The 20788-nt window shown below is 73.5% G+C and carries 18 protein-coding genes and 3 pseudogenes; 12 read left to right on the top strand and 9 right to left on the bottom strand.

The window, feature by feature from the left end; genetic code table 11:
- The first annotated feature begins 752 nt into the window (after nt 1–752).
- Complete coding sequence (locus ACFY3N_RS16110; RefSeq protein WP_390817302.1) at nt 753–3341, top strand: MXAN_6230/SCO0854 family RING domain-containing protein; 2589 nt, start codon at nt 753–755, stop codon at nt 3339–3341.
- Nucleotides 3342–3594: 253 nt separating this feature from the next.
- Here the strand turns inward: ACFY3N_RS16110 and ACFY3N_RS16115 are convergent, their stop codons facing one another.
- Nucleotides 3595–4086 (bottom strand): hemerythrin domain-containing protein, encoded by a 492-nt coding sequence (locus tag ACFY3N_RS16115; RefSeq protein ID WP_390817303.1) that lies wholly within the window; start codon nt 4084–4086, stop codon nt 3595–3597.
- A gap of 233 nt (nt 4087–4319) precedes the next feature.
- Between ACFY3N_RS16115 and ACFY3N_RS16120 the strand changes: the two genes are divergently transcribed.
- The gene (locus ACFY3N_RS16120; RefSeq protein WP_390817304.1) at nt 4320–5198 is read left to right on the top strand and encodes a GNAT family N-acetyltransferase; all 879 of its coding nucleotides are present in this window, start codon (nt 4320–4322) and stop codon (nt 5196–5198) included.
- A 54-nt stretch (nt 5199–5252) separates the two neighbouring features.
- Here ACFY3N_RS16120 and ACFY3N_RS16125 read toward each other — a convergent pair whose 3' ends face one another.
- The 3 genes from ACFY3N_RS16125 to ACFY3N_RS16135 are packed head-to-tail and all read right to left on the bottom strand — an operon-like array spanning nt 5253 to nt 8621.
- Nucleotides 5253–5564, bottom strand: coding sequence for an SCO4225 family membrane protein (locus tag ACFY3N_RS16125; RefSeq protein WP_390817305.1), 312 nt, complete (start codon nt 5562–5564; stop codon nt 5253–5255).
- Nucleotides 5565–5601: 37 nt separating this feature from the next.
- Nucleotides 5602–6285, bottom strand: coding sequence for a response regulator (locus ACFY3N_RS16130; protein WP_390817306.1), 684 nt, complete (start codon nt 6283–6285; stop codon nt 5602–5604).
- Complete coding sequence (locus tag ACFY3N_RS16135; protein WP_390817307.1) at nt 6282–8621, bottom strand: histidine kinase; 2340 nt, start codon at nt 8619–8621, stop codon at nt 6282–6284. The genes ACFY3N_RS16130 and ACFY3N_RS16135 overlap by 4 nt, the downstream gene beginning before the upstream one ends.
- Before the next feature lie 237 nt (nt 8622–8858).
- Between ACFY3N_RS16135 and ACFY3N_RS16140 the strand changes: the two genes are divergently transcribed.
- The 4 genes from ACFY3N_RS16140 (at nt 8859) to ACFY3N_RS16155 (ending at nt 11163) form a co-directional block, all read left to right on the top strand.
- Nucleotides 8859–9308: a DUF5707 domain-containing protein gene (locus tag ACFY3N_RS16140; RefSeq protein ID WP_390817308.1), complete on the top strand. Its 450-nt coding sequence runs from the start codon at nt 8859–8861 to the stop codon at nt 9306–9308.
- A gap of 85 nt (nt 9309–9393) precedes the next feature.
- Nucleotides 9394–10227, top strand: coding sequence for an alpha/beta fold hydrolase (locus ACFY3N_RS16145; RefSeq protein WP_390817309.1), 834 nt, complete (start codon nt 9394–9396; stop codon nt 10225–10227).
- Between the two features lie 194 nt (nt 10228–10421).
- Nucleotides 10422–10754, top strand: a complete 333-nt coding sequence (locus ACFY3N_RS16150; protein ID WP_390817310.1) for a hypothetical protein — start codon at nt 10422–10424, stop codon at nt 10752–10754.
- Nucleotides 10755–10800: 46 nt separating this feature from the next.
- Nucleotides 10801–11163 carry a peptidase inhibitor family I36 protein gene (locus tag ACFY3N_RS16155; protein ID WP_390817311.1) on the top strand — a complete coding sequence of 121 codons (363 nt, stop codon included), beginning with the start codon at nt 10801–10803 and terminating at the stop codon, nt 11161–11163.
- A 149-nt stretch (nt 11164–11312) separates the two neighbouring features.
- Here the strand turns inward: ACFY3N_RS16155 and ACFY3N_RS16160 are convergent, their stop codons facing one another.
- Nucleotides 11313–14138: a SpoIIE family protein phosphatase gene (locus ACFY3N_RS16160; protein ID WP_390817312.1), complete on the bottom strand. Its 2826-nt coding sequence runs from the start codon at nt 14136–14138 to the stop codon at nt 11313–11315.
- A gap of 489 nt (nt 14139–14627) precedes the next feature.
- On the opposite strand from ACFY3N_RS16160, the gene ACFY3N_RS16165 reads away from it, so the two are divergent.
- Nucleotides 14628–14885, top strand: coding sequence for a hypothetical protein (locus ACFY3N_RS16165; protein ID WP_390817313.1), 258 nt, complete (start codon nt 14628–14630; stop codon nt 14883–14885).
- A gap of 88 nt (nt 14886–14973) precedes the next feature.
- Nucleotides 14974–15246, top strand: a pseudogene (locus ACFY3N_RS16170) (peptidase E); the annotation flags it as partial.
- Nucleotides 15247–15471: 225 nt separating this feature from the next.
- Here the strand turns inward: ACFY3N_RS16170 and ACFY3N_RS16175 are convergent.
- Nucleotides 15472–15696, bottom strand: coding sequence for a helix-turn-helix domain-containing protein (locus tag ACFY3N_RS16175; RefSeq protein WP_390817314.1), 225 nt, complete (start codon nt 15694–15696; stop codon nt 15472–15474).
- 349 nt (nt 15697–16045) lie between these two features.
- Between ACFY3N_RS16175 and rpmG the strand changes: the two genes are divergently transcribed.
- From rpmG to ACFY3N_RS16190, 3 genes and pseudogenes are all read left to right on the top strand, one after another.
- Nucleotides 16046–16210, top strand: coding sequence for a 50S ribosomal protein L33 (gene rpmG, locus ACFY3N_RS16180; RefSeq protein WP_390817315.1), 165 nt, complete (start codon nt 16046–16048; stop codon nt 16208–16210).
- Nucleotides 16211–16259: 49 nt separating this feature from the next.
- Nucleotides 16260–16488: pseudogene (locus ACFY3N_RS16185) on the top strand (50S ribosomal protein L31); the annotation flags it as partial.
- Nucleotides 16489–16525: 37 nt separating this feature from the next.
- Nucleotides 16526–16645: pseudogene (locus ACFY3N_RS16190) on the top strand (50S ribosomal protein L36); the annotation flags it as partial.
- A 177-nt stretch (nt 16646–16822) separates the two neighbouring features.
- Here the strand turns inward: ACFY3N_RS16190 and ACFY3N_RS16195 are convergent.
- The 3 genes from ACFY3N_RS16195 to ACFY3N_RS16205 all read right to left on the bottom strand — a co-directional run bounded on the left by ACFY3N_RS16195 (nt 16823) and on the right by ACFY3N_RS16205 (nt 18973).
- The gene (locus ACFY3N_RS16195; protein ID WP_390817316.1) at nt 16823–17446 is read right to left on the bottom strand and encodes a hypothetical protein; all 624 of its coding nucleotides are present in this window, start codon (nt 17444–17446) and stop codon (nt 16823–16825) included.
- 136 nt (nt 17447–17582) lie between these two features.
- Nucleotides 17583–18347: a hypothetical protein gene (locus ACFY3N_RS16200; protein WP_390817317.1), complete on the bottom strand. Its 765-nt coding sequence runs from the start codon at nt 18345–18347 to the stop codon at nt 17583–17585.
- Entirely contained in the window at nt 18344–18973 is a 630-nt protein-coding gene (locus ACFY3N_RS16205; protein WP_390817318.1) for an ABC transporter ATP-binding protein, read from the bottom strand. The genes ACFY3N_RS16200 and ACFY3N_RS16205 overlap by 4 nt, the downstream gene beginning before the upstream one ends.
- 616 nt (nt 18974–19589) lie before the next feature.
- Here ACFY3N_RS16205 and ACFY3N_RS16210 point away from each other — a divergent pair.
- Complete coding sequence (locus ACFY3N_RS16210; protein ID WP_390817319.1) at nt 19590–20780, top strand: PP2C family protein-serine/threonine phosphatase; 1191 nt, start codon at nt 19590–19592, stop codon at nt 20778–20780.
- Nucleotides 20781–20788: the final 8 nt, after the last annotated feature.

Raw genomic sequence — 20788 nt, forward strand, 5'->3', positions numbered from 1 at the left:
ACGGGGGGGGGGCGCGCCGCGCGGGGGGGGGGGGGGGGGGGGGGGGCGCCCCCCCCCGGGGGGGGGGGCGCCCGCCCCCCCCCCGACGGGGTGCTCCGGGGGCGGTCCCGGTACGGCTGGGGCGCACGTCCGGATCACGTCGGCGGCTGAGGTGAACATGGGCCCCCGGGGGTGTCGGCCTGGTGGGACGCGTACGGTGTGACGCTGCTGTGGTCGACCCGCGCGGGGGGCGGTGTCCACGCCAGTCTCGGATTCACCCTGCGGCCGGGTCGTGAAACCCGGCCTGATCCGCGTGCGGGAACCCCGTCCGTCCCGCGGGTGACGTCGGGCACCGGCGGCTTGCGCTCCGGACCGGCACGTGTCCCGGCCGGCGTCGGCGGCAGCCGTTCCCTCCTGCCGTGCGGGAACGCCGCGAGCGCGTGCTTGTCCCTGCGCGCCGCGCCACGGCTCCCGCGCGCCGCACCCGGGGTCCGGTGGCCGCCCCTCCCCTACGCGAAGCGGCTCAGCACCGCCATCCCGGACGCCGGCCTCACCACCCCCTGACGGCACCCCTGCCCCCGGTGTCCGTGCAGGACGCAGGCGGGCGGCACCGGCCGTTAATCCGTTTGGCGCCCGGGCGCGCGTGTGATGGGATCAGGGCAACGGGGGCGGCTCCCTGACGCGCATCCTTCTCACCTTCTGCGAAAAGATCCGGCGCGCCCACTCTCCGCCCCCGTTCCCCCGTCCCGGGTCGTCGTGGAGGATTCCCCCTGGTGCTCGCCGCCGAGTCCGTACTGCTGCGCCGTGTTCAGACCGTCTACGTGGACGGCACGTCCGTGTCCGAGGCCGGCACAGGACCGGCACTGCGCCGGCTCGAGGCCGAACTGCTGGCCCGCGGTCACGTCCTCACCCCTCGGCTGCACGCGGCACTCGGCTCGCTGGCCCCGGGGGAACTGGCGGCCGCCCACACACGGCTGGTCGGACTCGCCGACGGCCTGCTCGGATCCGACCGCGCCCATGTCCCGCTCCTCCGCCGCTTCCCCCGCGTCGTGCCGCGGGACACCGAGGCGCTGTACGTGGACCGGGTCTTCGCCTTCCTGCTGCAGCAGCCGGAGCAGCCCTGCGTGCTGTGCGGCGAGGCGCGCACGGTGTTCCCCGTCTCGCCCTGCGCGCACCTGGTGTGCCGGCTGTGCTGGGACGGATCCGACTACGCGGGCTGCCCGGTCTGCCACCGCCGGATCGACGCGGACGACCCCTTCCTGCGGCCGGTCCGTGCCGTCGGCGCCGCCAAGGCTCCGGTGCCCGGACCGCTGCGCCTGCTGCGCCTCGGCACGGACCGGGCCGCCGACGCCACCGCCGTGGTCGACGCCCTGCTGGCCCGTCGCACCCCGCTCTCCCCGCAGGACCGCGACGACCTGCTGACGCTGCTGCCCCTCACTCCGGCCGGCCGGGGCCTGCTGCCGCAGGACATCCCGGTCCGGGAGACCAGGGCGACGGTGCTGGGCGCGTTGCTGCGCGAGGCGCCGGACGGCCTGCCGGTGCGGAAACTGCTGACCGAGCGGCTCACCACCGCCACCGACGTACTGCGGCTGCTCACCGTGCTCTCCGGCGGTGACGCCGGGCTGGTGACACCGTCGCGCCTCACCAGCCCGCCGCGCCCGCTGCGCCGCGCACTGCTCTCGGTCCTCGACGGCCTGCCGACGCCGTACCTGGTCGAGGACGTCCTGCGGCACCCCACGGCATGGAAGCGGGCCGCGGAGATCCTGCACCCCTTCGAGCGCCACGCCCGGCACCCGCGCGCCGCCCTCGCCTTCGCGGTGCTGCGCGGCACCGAGGCGGACCCCGGCACGGCGTTCGGCGCCGCCCTGCTGGACACGGCCGCCGCGCACCTGGACGCCGTCCGCGTGGACGGCACCCGGATCCGCCCGGCGACCTGGGCCGGACGACTGGAACAGACGGTGGCCGAGGGCGATGCCGGCGAAGCCGCCGCCCTCGCCGGGGAACGCCCCGGCGAACTGGTGCGCCGCCTCGACCGGTTGCTCCGCCTGCACACCGGCGACACCCTCGAGCCGGAGCTCGGGAGAGCACTCCTGCACGGACTGCCGAAGGTGGGGCCGGGTCCGCTGCTGTCGGCGCTCGGAGCGCTGCGGGTACGTGCCGAGGACCGTACCGGCCGCCGACGCGTGTTCTTCCCGCGCGGGGAGGTCACCCGGGCCCTGTCCGTCCCGGAACGGCGGGCCCCGCTGCCCGCCGGGCTGGTGACGGAGGCGGTCGCGCTGCTGCGGGCGGAGGTGCTGCGCCGGTTCGCCGCGGGGGAGCCGTACGAGCTGTCGGTGCTGGACGCCGGCCTGGCCGACCTCACCGTGCCGTTCACGGAGCGGTCCACCGCGAAGACCCTCGTCGCGCTGCCGCGGGGCAGTGCCCAGAACCTGCCCGAGGGCGCGGTGCTGCGGCTGTTCCTGCACTGGACCGAACCGCAGGGCGACCGTACGGACCTGGACCTCTCCGTCGCGTTCTTCGACGCGGAGTGGAAGTTCACCGGCCTGTGCGACTACACCCGCCTCGTGCACGGCACGGACGCCGCCGTCCACTCCGGCGACCTCACCTCCGCCCCGGCGCCGCAGGGCGCCACCGAGTACGTGGACCTGGACCTGGAACGCCTGGCGCAGCGGGGGGACGCGTATGCCGTCCCGCTGGTGTTCAGCTTCAACAACGTGCCGTTCGAGGAGCTGCCGGACGCCTTCGCCGGCTTCATGGCACTGCCCGCGCACGGCCCGCGGGACGCCGCCTACGATCCGCGTACGGTCCGCCAGCGCTTCGACCTGGCGGGAGACTCGCGGGTGTGCCTGCCGATGATCGTGGACCTGGACCGTCGGCGGGCGCTGTGGACGGACACTCATCTGCCGCCCACGGGCGGCTTCCAGAGCATCCGCTCGCACGGCGGCGCGCTCGCCACGGTGGCCCGGGACCTGTGGGACCAGTTCGGCTCCGGCAGCCGGACCACCCTGTGGGACCTCGCGGTCTGGCGGGCGGCGGCCCGCTCCGCCGAGGTGGCCGTGCTGTCCCGGGAACCGGAGCCCGCCCTGCTGCGGTACCGGCGGCGGCCGGACGAGGACGTGGCCGCGTTCGCCGCCAGGGTGTCCTCCACGGCGGACAGCGAGGAGACCCTCCCGCACCCCGACCCCGACGCGGCGGCGGCCGGACTCGCCTCCGGAAGAAGGGTCTTCCTGGCGACGGTGCACGGGAACATCGGACCGGCGCAGGCCTCGGGCACCCGCTACCGGCTGTTCCCCGGCCCCGGGGACGCCTCGGAGACCTTGATCCGCGTAACGGCCGGCGACATGGTCGCCGAGCTCGGATGAACCGTCACCGCGGCCTCTGGTCCCGTCGTACGGGACCAGAGGCCGCGGTGACGTCGGACGCGCCGGGATCTCACAGAAGAGCGGGGGGCCGTGGTTCCCCCCGGGGCGCGCAGGCACGTTCCGGTGGAGCGGTCCCGCGGCGCCGGCCTCCCCTGCGGCCGAGGACGACCGGCCGGGACCGGGAAGGCGCGGCCGGTCCGCCCGCGGACGGCGGCGTGCTCCCGGCGCCGGCCCCGCTCCGCGCCGCCGCGGATCAGCCCTCGACGATCCGGCGCACGTTGTCCACGGAGCCGCAGTCGGCCTTCAGCAGGCGCTCCCGCTCCTCCAGGAACGCCGCGCCCAGCTCCTCCCGCCGCCGCATCGCCACGTTCTCCCGCGCCTGGTTCAGGATGGTCCGCTCCTCCTCGTCGGCGTGGTGGGTGACGGCCTCCACGAGTGCCTCCAGCTTCGAGTCCCACTCCTCGGAGCCGATGTCGTCGACCTCGAGGAGTTCCAGGAGGGCCTTGTTGCCCTCGTCGTGCTCGTGCTCGCCGTGCTCGACCTCTTCGTCGTCGACGTTCTTGTACCGCTTGAGGGCGGGATAGACCTCGCTCTCCTCGGCCAGCGCGTGCGCGACCAGCAGGTGGGCGAACTCCTGCAGCGCGGCTGCCCGGTCGGCCTCGACGCTGCGCATCCGACGAAAGAGATCCTCCATGCGCCGGTGGTCTCGGAGGATGAGTTCGACGACGTCCTGTGTCTCGGCCATGGAACGCGTACTCCTTCATGTGTGAGGAAAGGTGGTGCCCCTACCGCTTGCCCGCTCCCGCCGACTTGATCGCCCCGAATCCGTGAGCGAGGAAACCGGGTCCGCAGGCGTACGGGCGCGGGACGTCCGGCGCATTGCCGAGACCGCCGGGCCGGGCAGCGGAGCGGTCGCGGCGACGGTGCGCGTCCCGGTGCAGGGCTTCCCCGGGCCGGGCACATCCGGGATCATGAAGCATGCTCCCGGACGGCTGGCACCTCACCGAAGACGTGGACGACTTCCTCGCCCGTGCCGGAGACTTCCTGCGCTCGCGGCCCGCCCTGCACAACACGCCGCTGACGGACATCGAGAAACTGCGGATACGCAGGCCGGACGCACACGGCCCCGTCACCGCCGTCTTCGGCCGACTGGAGGCCGGAGGCGAGGTCCACGCGGTCTTCTATCTCACTTCGCGCGGCCGCCTGGGCCTCACGCCCCTCTCCGCCGAGCAGACCGACACCCTCGCCGCTCACCTGGCCGGTCTCGACCACGCCCCCGCCCACGTCATCGCGGACCACGACACCGCCGGCGCCTTCGCCGACTCCTGGCAGCGGCACACGGGCGCGGCGCCGGAACCTTTCTGGCGGACGCATCTCTACCGTCTCGGCACGCTCACCCCGCCGCGGCCGCGCCTGGAGGGCCAAGGGCGCCTCACGGGCGGCAAGGACCGTGAGCAAGTCGTGCGCTGGTGCCGTGAGTTCTGCGTCGACGTCGGGGAGCGGTCCTCCATCGACCTGATCGACTCCGGCTCCTGGGCCGACTCGCGCTTCGGCGACAGACACTTCACCTTCTGGGAGACCCCGGACGGCACCCCCGTCTCCATGGCGGCCGCGACCTCGGCCGTCGGCGGCATGGTCCGGGTGGACCCCGTCTACACCCCGGCCCTCCTGCGGGGCCGCGGCTACGCGGGCGCCGTGACGGTCGAGGTGAGCCGTGCCGCGCTGGCCGCGGGCGCGACGGACGTCGTCCTGTTCACGGATCCGGCCAACCCCACCAGCAACGCCCTCTACCGGCGCATCGGATACGTCCACGTCGCCGACTTCGCCGGGTACAGGTTCTCCTATGGCACACCGTGAGCCCGGTGGGGAACACCTCGGCCCCCGCCCGGCCGTCCCGGGCGGTGCCCGCCGTCAGGACGCCGTGTCCGGGGTGCCCCCGCGGCGCAGCGCACGGGCGCACCAGCCGATGACCAGGGCGTTGACGAGTGCCCCGAGAACGATGGAGAGCAGGAACGTCGTGTCGCCCTCGGGCAGGACGAGCAGCAGGACGAGACCGGCCGGGACGGTGGCGAAGAGCGGGACGACCATCGCCATGGATCCGTCGGAGGCGGCCAGGAGCGCCCACCCGAGCAGCAGCGCACAGGCCGTCAGGTAGACACGGGCGGCGACGGTGCCGAGGGCGCGGCGCACACCGCGCAGAACGGCGGGACCTGGACCGGTCATGGGGAGGGGCTCCTGGATCGTGATGGCCGACGGGCTGTCAGGCGGGGGAGTGGGGCGGGTTGGGACGGGCGAGGCCGAGGTCGTAGGCGAGGATCGTCGCCTGGACCCGGTCGCGCAGTTCGAGCTTGCGCAGCAGCGCGTTGATGTGGGACTTCACCGTGCCGACGGTGATGCCGAGGTGCTCGGCGATCTCCGTGTTGGTGAGTCCCGCGGCGATCAGGCCGAGGACGCCGCGCTCACGGCCGGTCAGGCTGTCCAGCTGGCGGGGAGTGTTGCCGCCCGGAATCCCGGGGCCCGGTCCGGACGCGTAATGGCCGATCAGCCGGCGGGTGGCGGACGGGGCGAGAACGCTCTCGCCCGCGGCCACCACCCGGATGCCGTTCAGCAGTTCGCCGGGGTGCACGTCCTTGAGGAGGAAACCGGAGGCGCCGGCGCGCAGCGCGTCGAACACGTACGCGTCGAGGTCGAAGGTGGTCAGCACCAGGACCCGGGGGGCGTCGGAGCGGCCGGTGATGATCCGGGTGGCGGCGATGCCGTCCAGTTCGGGCATGCGGACGTCCATGAGCACCACGTCGGGCGCCAGTTCCCCGGCGAGCCGTACCGCCTCGGCGCCGTCGGCGGCCTCACCGACGACCGTCATGTCCTCCTCGGCGTCGATCACGGCGGCGAACCCCGCCCGTACGATGCCCTGGTCGTCGACGACCAGCACCCTGAGGCTCATCGTTGTCCCTCCTCGTCCTCCTGCGGCACGAAAGGTACCGCGGTCAGCGGCAGCAGGACGCGGACCGGACCCGCCGGGCCGCCGGTGACCGTCCCGCCGGCCATCGCCGTCCGCGCCGACAACCGCCGGCACAGGGCGGGACGCACGGTGTCCGGGACCCCGGTCGCCGTGAGCGTCAACGTGGCCTCGTCCGCGTCGAGTTCCACCACCATCGGCTCCTCGCCGCCGGCCGCGAGCACCGTTTCGCAGGCATGGTGGGCAGCCAGGTCCACGGTGGTGGGCAGCCGTCTCGGTATGCGGTCGGCCAGGCGTATCTCGACGTCGCGGCCGGTGGCCCGGACCTGATGGCCGAGGAGGTCGAGGGCCTGCAGAGTGGGCTGCGGACGCAGCGCGGGCGCGGTCCCGGCGTCCCGGACCGTGTCGAGCAGGGCACGCATCGCGGCGAGGGCCTCGCGGGCACGCCCGGCGACCTCGTCGAGCCGGCCCGCCTCGGCCTGCGCGACCATGTCGGCGGTCCGCGCCAGCACGGTGGTCTCCAGCCCGGTGGCGATCCGGCTGCGCTCGGCCCACGCGTCCCGCACCGCCTCCTCGGTCCAGGCCGCGAGATGTTCCGCCTGCGCGCCGTGGGCGGCCCGGCGGTGACGCCCGCGCAGGGTCCCGCCCCACCAGGCCGCGCCGACCACCAGTGCCGCCGACGCCGTCGCCCCCGCGGCGAGTGCCCAGACGGGGAAGGACACGCCCCGGTGCGCCGACGCGGCGGTCGTGGCCGCCGCGTGCACCGCCACCGCCACGACCGGGCCGGCCCACCCGGACCGGCGCGGGCGGCCTTCGGTCGCGTACGGACCGGCGGCAGCCGTGCGGGCCGCGGCGGAGGCGACCACCGCGCAGGTGGCGGCCATGCTCAGCAGGGGCGGCAGGAGCACCGGGCCGCTGTACTCGCCCACGGCCATCGCCACCGGCCAGAGCAGGGCCAGAACGCACACGGCACTCAGGGCGGCGCGGGGCGCCCGGCGCCGCCACAGCAGCGCGAGCGCCTGCCCCGCGGCCAGCAGTGCGAAGAGCACCCCTGCCGACACACCCGGACCGGTCGACGTGGATCCGGTCCGTACGAGCAGCACGGGCAGCAGCGGTTGCACGACGAGACCGACGGCGGCCGTCACCTGGGCCAGGCGGTACCGCCACGGGACCGGCCGCTTCACCGAGGCGGCGGCGACCCGGCCGGGCAGCACCGCGCTCACCTCCCAGCCGCCCTCCGCGGTCGGGCCGCTGGTCAGGGTGCCGCCCGCCTCCCGGGCCCGCGACCGCAGAAAGCCCTGGCCGCGCCCCGAGCCGAGGCCGGCGCCGTGGGCCGGCGAACCGGCCGGCGGCGCGGCGCTCGTGACGACGACATCCGTGCGGGCGTCGCCGTACCGGCACGTCACGGTGGTGTGCGCACCGGGCGCGTGCCGCGCCACGTTGGTCAGCGCCTCACGCACGATGCCGTACACCGCGTCCCCGACGGCACCGTCCGGCAGCTCGTCGATCTCGCACTCCACGTGCCGGCCGAGCCGGGAGAACCCGGCGACCAGCCCCAGCAGCCGCTCCCTCGGTGACGGCTGCTGTTCCCGTGAGGGTGCCGGCGTCCTCACCGCGCCGAGCGCCCGGGTGACCTCACGGCCCGTCTCGGCGGCGAACCGAAGGGCCTCGTCGGCCAGTTCGGGGCGGCGCTCGCGCAGCCCGAGGGCCGCACCCGCCGTGACGACCACGGCCGTCAGATGGTGGGCGCTGACATCGTGCAACTCCCTCTCCATCCGCTGCCGTTCGACCGCCGGGAGCCGGTGACGCTCGATCTCGGCCCGTTTCAGCCGCTGTTCGGCGGCCTGCCGTGCGAACCGGCTGCGCCGTACCAGCATTCCGGCGGCGGACGCGGCGGCGTACAGCACCGCCGTCAGGACGAGGTCGAGTCCGTCGCGGTCACTGAGCCCGTGCAGGGTGATGCCGTACAGGGACTGCCAGGAGGCCAGGGCCAGCACGCACAACAGGGCGGTGAAGGTGTCCCGTTCGTCGGCCACGGTGAAGAGGGCCAGGGCCACCCCCGCCGTCCCCGGCACCGCCATGGCGCCGGCGGGCAGGGGCCCGGCCCCCAGCGCACAGGCGGCGGCGACCAGGACGAGGACGACCACCGGTTTCGAGCGGCGCAGGGAAAGCGCGGCCGTCACCGGTCCGGCGACGAGGGCCGCCACGAAAAGGGCGGAGCCCGCCGGAACGGTCCCGCGGATCACGTCCGCCCCCGGCCACACCGCGGCCTGGAGGCCGAGCAGCACGAGGGGCAGGAGCCGGTCGTCGGTTCTCTTCATAGGGGATCAAGACTAGGACCGCGGGTGAGCGGCTGTCCTCGGGCTCAAGGCGGACCGCGATCTCTTACCCGGGGTGCAGACGCTGCACCCCGGGTTCGACACGATGATCCTTCCGCGGCGTGAGGACCGCGCCCTGCGCCCGGCCCTAGGCTCGATCACGTCGGGAAAGCGGCCGACCAGCGGTTCTTCCGAGCTTTCCCACACCTCGACACCTCACTCTCAGCAGGGGGATCCACCATGTCCAAGCGCGTTCTCGTCCCGTCCCTCATCGGCCTCGCCACCCTCGGCGCCGTCACCGCCGGCGGCTACGCCATGGCCTCCACCACCACGGCACCGACCGTGGAGAACGGCTCCGCCCGTTACGTCGCGCCCTCCCAGCAGGGCGGGGGAAAGCTCTCCTACACCGCGGACGTGAGCGACGACTCGGGTGTCCGTGAGGTCAGGGTCATCGCGTGGCCGGCGAGCTCCGAGCTCGACCCGACCGAGCCGGAGCTGCGGCACGTGGACAAGGCCACCTGCCGCAGCGTCTCGGACAGGACGTCCCGCTGCACCTACACGCCGGAGGTGACGCCGCAGGACGCGGCCGACCTGGCGGAAGGCACCTGGTACGTGTCGGTACTGGCGACGGCGAAGGACGGCGGCACGACCTTCGTGCCCCGCGCGGCCACCTTCGACGTCACCCGCTGACCCGTCGGCAGGGCCGGCGGACGGCCGCCGGCCGCACCCGACTCCACTCCCGCACCACGTCCCGCACCGGAAGGCAGCAACCACCATGCCGTTCATCACCGTCGGCCAGGAGAACACCACCGACATCGAGCTCTACTACGAGGACCACGGCACCGGGCAGCCGGTCGTGCTGATCCACGGCTACCCCCTCGACGGGCAGTCCTGGGAGAAGCAGTCCGCGGCCCTGCTGGAGGCCGGCTACCGCGTCATCACCTATGACCGGCGCGGCTTCGGCCGTTCCGGCCGGCCCACCACCGGCTACGACTACGACACCTTCGCCGCCGACCTGAACACCCTCCTGGAGACCCTCGACCTGCGCGACGCCGTCCTCGTCGGCTTCTCCATGGGCACCGGTGAGGTCGGCCGCTACCTGGGCACCTACGGCTCCGCCCGGATTGCCAAGGCCGCCTTCCTCGCCTCCCTGGAACCCTTCCTGCTCAAGACCGACGACAACCCGGACGGCGTCGACGGCAGCGTTTTCGAGGGCATCGAGCGGGCCGTCACCGCCGACCGCTACGCCTACTTCACCGCGTTCTACCAGGACTTCTACAACCTGGACGAGAACCTCGGCACCCGGATCGGCGAGGAGGCCGTGCGCCACAGCTGGAACACCGCCGCCGGCGCCTCCTGGTACGCCTCCCTGGCCTGCGTGGCCACCTGGACCACCGACTTCCGCACCGACATCGCCAAGATCGACGTCCCCGCGCTGATCCTGCACGGCACCGCCGACCGCATCCTGCCGATCGAGTCCACCGGCGAGCCGTTCCACCGGGCGCTGCCGCAGGCCGAGTACGTCGTCGTCGAGGGCGCCCCGCACGGCCTGCTGTGGACCCACGCCCAGGAGGTCACCGACGCCCTGCTCGCCTTCCTCGCCAAGTAGACGAACACCCGGCGGCCTCCCGCCGCCGGGGCACGCACCACACCCGCCCCGCCGCCACTGCGGCGGGGCGGGGTGCCGCCGGCCCTTCGAGCGCATGTCCCTGCGCATCCGGCCGGCCGGAACGACGACGGCACACGCCGTCCCGAACCGTGCTGCTCCGCGGCACCGCACCCTCCCGAAAGGACATTCCACCCGTGAAGCGTTCCCTCCGGCGCCTCTCGCTCGCCGCGGCGGCGGGGACGATGACGGTCGTGCTGCCCGCCTCCCCGGCCGCCGCAATCAATCGGACCGACTGCGGCACCAGGACGGACTTCGTCAAGGTCTGGTACGACGGCGGGGCCGGCACCAGGTGCTTCGCCAACGCGGGCACCCTCACCCCCGGTCTCACCGACGTCGAACGGATCACGTCCGGCAGCAACAGCATCCACGTGTGGCTGGGCGACGAGATCAGGTCCATGGGCAAGTGGTCCTCCCTCAGGGACGTCGAGAACCTCGATGCCACGCTGTACGCCCTGCAGATCCACTGACCGTCCGTGCCGGTGTCCGACCACGAGAAGGAACGAAGGAACAACCGTGAAAGGTCCACGGCTTCGCCGCGTCCTGCTCTCCGCGGCGGTGCTCGCCGGCGCCCTGGCGACGCTCGACGCCCCGGCCGCGCACGCCCACTACAGCCAGTGTCCCTCCGGGCACTTCTGCGTCTGGCAGCACAGCAGCTACGAAGGCCGCTTCTTCTCGAGCGACCGTGACACGCCCAACGTCGGCAGCCACATGAACGACCGCACGACCTCGTTCTGGAACCGGAGCAGCCGTGTCGTCTGCCTGTACCGGCACGAGAACTACGGCTACGACCTCGGCTGCTACGCGCCGGGTGCCTCCTCCGCGGCCCTGCAGATCCACAACGACCAGCTGACGAGCTTCCGGTTCTCCTCCGCGTAGGCACGACCGCCGGGAAGCGAACGCCGTCGCGGGTGGCCCCGCCCCTCAGCCGGGCCGCCCGCGATCCCCGGTCCTCCGGGCCGCTCCGACCGCGGCCGCCACGTCGGGGAACGGACCCCGGGGCTGCCGCCACCGCTGAGGCCGGGCGGTCAGCCGGGGTCGTCGAACATGGCCAGCAGCGCCTGCTCGTCCGTCTCCGGCGCGGGCTGCTCCGGCTGCGGCATCTGCTCGGCCCACACGGTCTTGCCCTGCGGCATGTAGCGGGCGCCCCAGCTGCTGGTGTACTGCGCCACCAGGAACAGGCCGCGCCCGCCCTCCTCGGTCATGGCCGCCCGCCGGATGCGCGGAGAGGTGTTGCTGCGGTCGGAGACCTCGCAGATCAGTGAGTCGTCGCGCAGCAACCGCAGGCCCACGGGCCCCTGGCCGCCGTAGCGCACGGCGTTGGTGACCAGCTCGCTGACCACCAGCCCGGTGTTGAAGTCCAGCTCCGACAGGTCCCAGGCGGCGAGCTGGGCACGGGTCACCGCCCTGGCCCGCGCCACGACCGAGGGGTCGGACGGGAACTCCCAGGTCGCCACCCGGTCCTCGGGCAGCGCGTGCACACGGGCCAGCAGGAGGGCCACGTCGTCGTACGGGCTGCCGGGCGGGAGCGTGCCCGCGATCCGGTCGCAGATGTCCTCCAGCGCCGGACCGCCGTCACTCAGCGAGGCCAGCAGCCGCCCGGTGCGCACGTCGGTGTCCCCGTAGCCGCGGCTCTCCTTGAGCAGGCCGTCGGTGTACATCGCCAGCAGGCTGCCCGCGGGCAGGTCGACCGTGGCGGACTCGTACGGCTGGATCCCGCCGAGCCCGAGCGGCGGACCGCCGGGCAGGTCGATCAACCGCGCCCGCCCGCCCGGTGTCAGCACGGCGGGCGGCGGATGACCGGCCCGTGCGGCCGTGCAGCGGCACGACACCGGGTCGTACACCGCGTACAGGCAGGTCGCCCCCGTCGCGGGGTCCTGGTCGTCGGCCGATTCGTCGGGAGTGCGGCTGACCAGGTCGTCCAGGTGGGCCAGCACCTCTTCGGGCAGCAGGTCCAGCCCGGCCAGTGTCCGCACCGCCGTACGCAGGCGGCCCATGGTCGCCGCCGCCTGCAGACCGTTTCCGGGCACGTCCCCGACGACCAGTGCCACGCGCATCCCGGACAGCGGGATCGCGTCGAACCAGTCCCCGCCCACACCGGTCCGGGCGTCCGCGGGCAGGTAACGGGAGGCGAGTTCGGCGGCGCTCAGCCGGGGCAGGACCTGCGGAAGCAGGCTGCGCTGCAGAGTCAGGGAGGCGTGGTGCTCCCGGCGGTAGCGGCGGGCGTTGTCCACGCTGATCGCGGCACGGGCCGCCAGTTCGCCCGCCAGCGTCAGGTCGTCCTGCTCGTACGGCTTCGCCCTGCCGCGGCGGTAGAAGCTCGCCAGGCCCAGGACGGAGCCCCGTGCGGACAGCGGCGCGCCCAGATAGGAGTGCACGCCCTCGCCGAGCAGGTCGACGGGGTGCGTCCGGCCGGCCGACGGCCCGGACAGAGCGGCGGTCAGCACCGAGTCCGTCACCGGCCGCCCGGTCTCCAGACACCGGGCCTGGGGTGTACCGGCGGGGTAGCCGGCCGGTTCGTCCACGTCCCCGGCCGGGGCATCGCCGGAGTCCTCGCCCGCCCAGACGGCCACCCGGCGCAGTGCCACGCCGGGGCGCAGCCGCCCGGGCGGTGGCTCCTCGCCCGCCAGGACACATTCCGCCAGGTCGACGACGACCAGGTCGGCGAAGCGCGGTACGGCGATCTCCGCCAGTTCCTCGGCGGTGCGCCCCATGTCCAGGGTGGTGCCGAGCCGTACGCCCGCCTCGTTCAGCAGGGACAGCCGCCCGCGTGCCTCGGCGGCGAGCCGGCCGACGCCCGGCTCGCCGACCAGCAGCAGCCATGCGTCGGCCGGTCCGGCGGCGTGCGGTTCCGCCGGAGCACCGGGCGCGTCCGCCCCCGCCGCCGCGGGAGGACGCTCCAGGAGCGGCACATGACGGCCGTCGGGGGCGGTCACGGTGGCCGGGTCCCGTGCCCCCGTGCCGCGGGCGTCCTCGAAGCTGACCTCGACCGCCGCGCCCTCCGCGTCGCCGTGGTGCAGCTCCCTGCGGCGCAGCACGGCCACGCGGCTGCCCGCCAGGGGCACCTCGGCGAACGCCTCGCCGTCCGAGGAGATCAGCTCGACGGCACGCTCCAGCAGCATCAGCTGCTCCTGCGAGGCCAGGCGGGGCGCCGGTCCGCCGGACCGGTACAGCTCACCCGAGCCGAGGTTCAGCGCGGCGTGCCCGCCGCGCTCCCTGGCCCGGTAGAAGGAGCGCATCAGCTCGAGCTCACGGGCCGCGCTCAGCTCCAGCAGACGTTCCCCGATGCGTTCGGTGGCGTCCTGCAAAACCAGCGCCATGCCGGGGTCGGCCAGCTCCCGGGGCACGGAGAGGTTGACCGCGCCCCGCACGGTGCCCCCCACCGGGTCGCGCACCGGCGCGGCCACGCAGGTCAGCTTCTGGAGGCGGTGCAGGAAGTGCTCGTGGCCGACGACCATGAACGGTGCCCTGGTGCTCAGCACCATGCTGACGCTGCTGGTGCCCATGAACCGCTCGTCGACGTTGGCGCCCTGTACGAGGGAGGCGGCGTCCATCAGCTCCAGCCCCGCCGGGTCGCCCCGCCGGTCCACGATGTTGGCTTGTGAGTCGATCAGTGTCACGGTGACCGGTACGCCCGAGAACCGTTCGCACAGGCGGTTCAGCACCGGCGTGGCGGCCCTGACCAGCCGGGAGTCGGGATCCAGGTCCCTCTCGACCGGCAGGACCGCCCTCTCGCGGTCGATGCCGAGCGACTGCGAGCGCTGCCAGGAGGCGAGGATCTCCGGACGTACTCCGGCGACCGGCTGCGTCCGGTCGCCGTGACCACTGCCCGGAGGGGTCGGATACGGGTTCACAGCATCAGGGTAATCGGGCAAATGGGACATGTGCTCGATCGCGGGTGTCCCGGAGGCGGAAGTTCCGGCCTCGCCGTTCCTCCCGGCCGGCTCCGGCCCGGGTGGAGCGCCCGTCCCGGATGCCGGTGCCGAACGGAGGGTGTGCCTGCTCCATGTGGCCGCAAGCGCTGGCAGCCGCCCGGACAGGTGACTGTGATGGGCGCACGAGTCCTGCTCCTCCCCTCCGCCGGTCCTGTCCCGGTGTGCCGCACGCGGTGCGGAGGAGAAGGGCGAGGAAGGCGCCGGCCGCCGAGGCGTCTTCGTCGGCGAACGGGCACCGGCCCTCTTCGGGAGCGGGCTCGCCCGGTCGGCCGGCGGGAGGTGAGTGGTGCCGGCCGATCTCCTGCCGCAGCGGGCAGTCCGCCCGCGCCCGGTCACGGAGACCGTTCCAGCCCCCGAGGTCCGGGCCCGCTGTCCCGATGCGGACGGACCGGAAAGCAGAGGTGCGACATGGACAAGTCCCAACTGGCTCGGGCCGGCGTGCGCAAGGCCGCGGAGCGTGGCCACGACATCCGCGAGGAGGACGCGGAGCAGGTGATCGACGCCCTGTTCGGCACGGTCGAGATGGCGGGCGTGATCGCCGAGGCGCTCAAGCACGGGGAGACGGTGGTGGCCGGCAGCTTCGGTCGCTTCCACACCGACGGAGGCACCGCGGCTTTCCAGCCGGGCAAGGCCCTGACCGAGTACCTCCACGGCACCATCCCGTGACAGGGACCTGCGGTGGACGGCACCGCGGATGATGACCCGGTGTCCACTGCGATGATCTCTGCTCGGGAAGCCGAGGTGCTCGCGCTTCACGAACGCGCTCGGTTTCCTGCCGTACGGCAATGGCGTGCACTACGACTCGGACGAGGGCCGGCGTCCGTCGACGCACCGGCTCGTGGCGGACGGCACCATGCCCACCGCTCACTGCGCGGACGACGGGGTCGGCCTGGTGTACCGCGGAATGGAACTGGTGGAGGCGGTGACGGAGATCCCCGGCGAGGGCGCCTACATCGTCAGGAGCGAGGGAGCCGGGGCGGTGGAAGAACGCATCGAACCCCGCAGACCGGCCCCTCCCGGGCGATGACCGGGTCTCTCACCCACTGGCCGGAAGCCCGTGTGGGCCCCGGTGTCCAGGGGAGTGTCGGCGCACCTGGCGGACAGCGGGGCGGGACGGTCCTCGAGGACCGTCCCGCCCCGCTCGTCGGAGTGCCGCCCGGTCGCGCCGTCCGGGGGACCGATCCGGCCGGTCGGGCCGCTGCGGTCCGCGTGTCCCGCGGCCCGGGGCGAGCCCTCGCCGAAAGGTCCGCGGTCACCTCCGTGGACGCCCGGCCTCCTCGAGCCGGTGGTGTGCACGGTTCCCGCCCCGGCTGCGCAGCGGGGCGTCCGCCTCGGTGAGGACACGGTGGACGAACCCGTACGACCGCCCGTGCGCTTCGGCGATGGCCCGTATGGACAGGCCGTTCTCGTACTGCTCCTTCATCTCCCGCGCGAGTTCCTTGCGGGCCGTGCCCGTGATCTGTTTGCCCTTGCCCACGACTCGTCTCCTTCGGTGATCGACGTCCGGTCGTGATCGTCGTCTACCCCCGACAAGGGGTGAGCCACAGAACGGGAGCGTATTGCCGGGACTCGTCGTCGTGGAGGGGGAACAAACCGCGGGCGGGTGTGGTTGGGGAGGGCGTGGTCGTGGAGGGGACGGTGTCCCCGGGCCTCACCCCCTGCCCGCGGGGACGATCGTTCGGCCGAAGCCCCGCGGAGCCTTTCGCCGCGCAGGCGACCGCCCTCCACGGTCACGCACCCAGTGGCTTCGGCCCGCCGACGCCACTGGACACCATGTATGACATGTCCGAGTCAATAGACTCGGACGGTGGCGGAAGGAGCACCTCATGGCACGCAGCACCGCGCGACCGGTCGTCAGGCTGAAGTCGACGGCGGGTACGGGGGTCACCTACGTGACCCGCAAGAACCGGCTGAACGACCCCGACCGGCTGGCCCTGCGGAAGTACGACCCGGTCGCCGGCGGACACGTCCTCTTCCGCGAGACACGGTGAGACCCGCCTCCGCCGCCCGGCGGCGGAGGCACCCCGGGAAGGACAGCCCGTGAGGCGCGGCATCCGTCCCGTCCACCGCCCGGTCGTGTTCCGCGACCGCGCGTCCGGCCTCCAGCCGCTGACCCGCTCCGCCCCCCGGGCACCGCACACGGTCGAGTGGGGGGACGGCGCCCCCCATCCGGTCGTCGACGTCGAGACCTCGTCGACCGGTCACCCGTTCCGCACCGGCCACCCCTCGCGTCGTGGACACCGCGGGACGCGTGGAGCGCTTCGGACGGCCTACGGCACCGCCCGCACCCGCGGAAGGAGAGCGTGATGAAGGTACGCACGTCCTTGCGCTCGCTGAAGGCCGGGCCCGGCGCCCAGGTGGTGCGTCGGCGGGGCGTGATCTTCGTGAACAACAAGAAGGATCCGCGTTTCAAGGCCCGCCAGGGCCGACGAGCCGCTTCACCGACCGGACGGCCCGGCACCGCACTCGCGGTGCCGGGCCGTCCGCCGTACCGGCGGGGGAGCGGGCCGGGGAACCGGCCCCGGCCGGGCGGGCTTCCCGACGGAGGTGCCCGCGGCCGTGGTGCGTCCCGGCCCGCGACGTGGTCCCCGCTCGTCGGCCGGTCAGCGCTCGAGGTCCCCGCGCATCTCGACGAAGAGCTTCCCCGCATCGGCGGGCGTGCTGTTCTCGAAGAGCGCGACGGCCGCCGTGCCCTCGTCGGCCCAGCCGCAGACGACGTTGCCGTCCTCGCTCAGCGAGGCGAGCAGGCACTCCACCGAGCCGCCGAGCGGTCCGGGCTCCACCGGCCGGGCTTCGGGATGCCCCAGCTCCGGGTCCCACTGGATGTACTCGAGCATGCCGCGGAACAAGTGCTCACGACGCTCGTTGGTGTCCTCGGGCACGTGATCGACGCCTTCGAACAGCACCGGCGCGCCCTGCCCGCCCGGCTTCCCGTAGGTGCCGGTGACCAGCTTCATGCCGTCCCGCATCTCTCCCGGGTCGACGGGGACGTCCGTCAGGGCTCCGTCCCCGGTCAGCTTGTCCAGGCCACCCGCCACGGAAGCGTCCACCAGGGTCCGCGGACCACTCCGCTCCGCCGGGGCCGCCGGCGACGCGGACTCGGAGATCCGCCCGCTCGGGGAGGCGGCGGGAAGCTCCACGTCCTCCGCCCGGCAACCGCCGACCGCCAGCATCGTCAGCACCGCCACGGCCGTCAGGCCCGTTCTCGCCGCAGACGCACGCTTCATGAAATCCCCCCGCTGTCGCTTCGATCGTGTCGTTTCCCGCCGTTCGGGACGGCGGCAATGATCAGTGACGAGTCGTTCCGGCCGGATGGTTCCCGCCGGGGGCGCGAAGGTCTCCGCACGGTGCGACGCCCGGCCGTCACGGCGGGGGCGCGGACGACCGGTGGGTACGGGTGCGGAGGACGAAGGCGGCGAGCGCGGTGGTGGTCATGGCGGTCAGCCAGACCGTGCTGTGCAGCAGAGGGCTCAGGATGGCGTTCCGGGTGAAGCCCGCGGCGAGGCCGGTCTGCAGGGAGCCGTAGCCGGGAAGCAGCTCGACCAGGGGTTTGTCGGCGGTGGTGCTGGCGACGGGATTCTGCGGTGCGAGGTCGATGATGCTGGTCATGATGATCGTGACCAGTCCTTCCACCTCGCCGTGCAGGAAGAGGGCCAGGCACATGCCCATGGCGCCGTAGACCAGGCAGATCGCCAGGACCGCGACGCCGAGGAGGAAGGGCTGGAGGGGAGACCAGAACAGCAGCATCCAGGCGGTGGCATAGGTGCTGACCAGCACTGATGCGACCAGGAGCGTGGTGAGCTTGGCGCCGACGAGGGCGGTTCGGGGGTAGCCGGCCGCGGTGAGGCGGCGGTCGAAGGCCCTGGTGCGGCGCGCGGCGCTGAACATCAGGAATCCCACGAGGAGGGACACGGCGTTCAGGGAGCCGCTGATCATCGTGATCTCGTCTCCGCCGGCGCGCAGCCAGGTTCCGGTGGCGCGCAGGCGGAAGGGAAACGTCTTCGGCGTGGTGAGGGTCTTCGCCACGGTGATCCACATCGGGATGAAGACGATCAGGAGCACGGCGGCCAGCCGGTTCTTCGCCATGGCCAGCAGGGCGTAGCGGCTGGCGACCAGGTAGGCGTTCATGCGGTGTCCGCCGTGGGTGAGGGGCCGAGGACGCCGTCGTGCAGATGGTGCAGGACGTCCAGGCGTTCGGTGTCGTGGGCGAGGTGGGAGATGACGATCACGGTGCGGCCGCGGTCCTTCAGCTCTTGGGCGAGGTCCCAGAACCGCAGGTAGGTTTCCCAGTCGAACCCCTGGTACGGCTCGTCGAGCAGCACGACGTCCGGGTCGTGCATCAGGGCCAGCACCAGGTTCAGCTTCTGCAGGGTGCCACCGCTGAGGACTTTCACCGGCGTGTCCAGATAGCCGGCCGCGGAGAGTCCGTCGATCAGCCGGAGCGCGCGGCCGGGACTCGGGAGGCGGTAGGCGACCTGGAAGAGGCGCAGGTGCTGGCGCATGGTCAGTTCCTCGTCCAGGACCGGGTGCTGCGGGCAGTAGCCCCGGGTGCCCACCAGGTCCACGTGTCCGTCGTCGGGGCGCAGGTCGCCGCTGAGGATGCGGAGCAGGGTGGTCTTCCCGGAGCCGTTCTCCCCGACGATGCCCACCAGCTGCCCCGCCCGCGCCTCGAAGCTCACCCCGCGCAGGACCTGCCGGGACCCGAAGCTCTTGCGGACCCCGACGACGCGCAGCACCGCCGCCTGCCGCCTCACGTCCGGGCCCGGACGGCCGAGCGCGCGCGCTGCCGGTCCCGCGGATCCCGGCCGCGGCCGGATCTCCGGTGCGGGGACGGGACACCGGTGGGGAAACCGGATCCGCCGGTCCGCTGCGGCAAGGCCGCGTCGAGGCCGGCGGCGCGGGTGCACGCGCGTTCGGTGAACGGACACCGGAGGGACGGCGTGCCCTCGTCCCGGTCGACGGACAGCGGGCTCGGACTGGCCACGGGGGCTCCTCGAGAGCGGTGGAGTGCACAGGTTCCGACCAGCCAACGAGGTACGAGCTGTCGGGACACGTCACGAACGCTTCCGGCGCGCCGGGGAACCGGGGAGCGGGCCGGCCCGGAGGCAGGTCCGAGGCGGCGGTCCCGTTCGCCGCGGGGGCCGCGTCCGGCCGGCGGGACGCCCGGGGCCGGGGTGCCCCCGTACTGTTCGTGTCCGGTCTCTTCACCCCCTCGCGTCGTGGCTGCCCGGTCGCCCGCGGACGCCACCCGACGGGACGGGGTTCCGCTCACGGCGACCTGGCCCACCGCCCTGACCAGGAAAGACGGGCACTTCGGGTGAGGCCGCGGAAACTCGGGGAAAAAGATGCGGCAGCTGACAGGAGGTTGCTGTGAAGGGTGGAGACGTGGAACTGGGCGAGCTGCTGGCCGCCGCGGAGGCGGCGCCGCCCGGTGAGTCCGTCGACGTGGTGGCGCACGATCTGCAGAAGCGGTTCGGTGCGGAGCGTGTGTCCTTCCTCTTCGCCGACCTCGTCGGTCAGCGGCTGGTACGGCTCACCGCGGCCGGCGGCGATGTCACGGAGTCCGACCGGCCGATCGGACTGCAGGGAACCGTCTACGACCGCGTACTGCGGAGTCAGCGCCAGCACGTGGAACCGGACAGCCAGGGCGGACGGCGCGTCATCACGCCGGTCACCAACCGCGGCGACTGCATCGGTGTGCTGGAGGTGACCCTGCAGTCCGCCGACGACACCGTGCTCCGGCAGGTCCGCGACGCGGCCCACGCGCTGGCCTACATCATCGTCACGGACCGCCGCTTCACCGACCTCTACCACCTGGGCCGGCGCACCACCGAGACCAGCCTGGCCGCGGAGATCCAGCACCAGCTGCTTCCTTCGGCCTCCTGCTGCGAGGCGGCCCAGTTCACCCTCGCCGCCGGGCTGATCCCGGCCGACGACATCGGCGGCGACACCTACGACTACACCCTCGACCGCGACACCCTGCACCTGTCCGTCACCGACGCCATGGGCCACGACACGAACTCGGCCCTGCTGGCCACCTTGCTGGTCGGCGCACTGCGACGGGCGCGCCGCAGCGGCTGTGACGCCCTCATGCAGGCCAACCACGCCCACCAGGCCCTGCTGAGCCACAGCCGTGGCCTGGCCACCGGACAGCTGCTGTGCGTCGACCTCGAAACAGGTTTCTGCGAACTGGTCAACGCCGGGCATCCCCGGCCGCTGCGGCTGCGCGACGGCACCGTCGAAGAGATCCGGCTCGCCGTCAACCTGCCGTTCGGCGTGGTGGCACCGACCCCCTACCGTCTGCAGGAACTGCAACTGCGGCCCGGGGACCGCCTGATCCTGCTCACCGACGGAATGCAGGAGCGCGGTGCCGCGGCCGTCGACCTGGCCGCACTCGCCCACGACACCCGCTCGCTGCATCCGAGAGAAGCCGTCCGGAGCCTGACCGCCGCGGTGCTCGAGGCCTGCCACGGCAACCTCAGGGACGACGCCACGGTCCTGATACTGGACTGGCACGGCACACGCCGCAGACCGGCCGGGACCGGACCGGATCCGCAGTGATGAGCCGC

The sequence above is a fragment of the Streptomyces sp. NPDC000348 genome (assembly GCF_042898795.1).
Classification (GTDB): Bacteria; Actinomycetota; Actinomycetes; order Streptomycetales; family Streptomycetaceae; genus Streptomyces.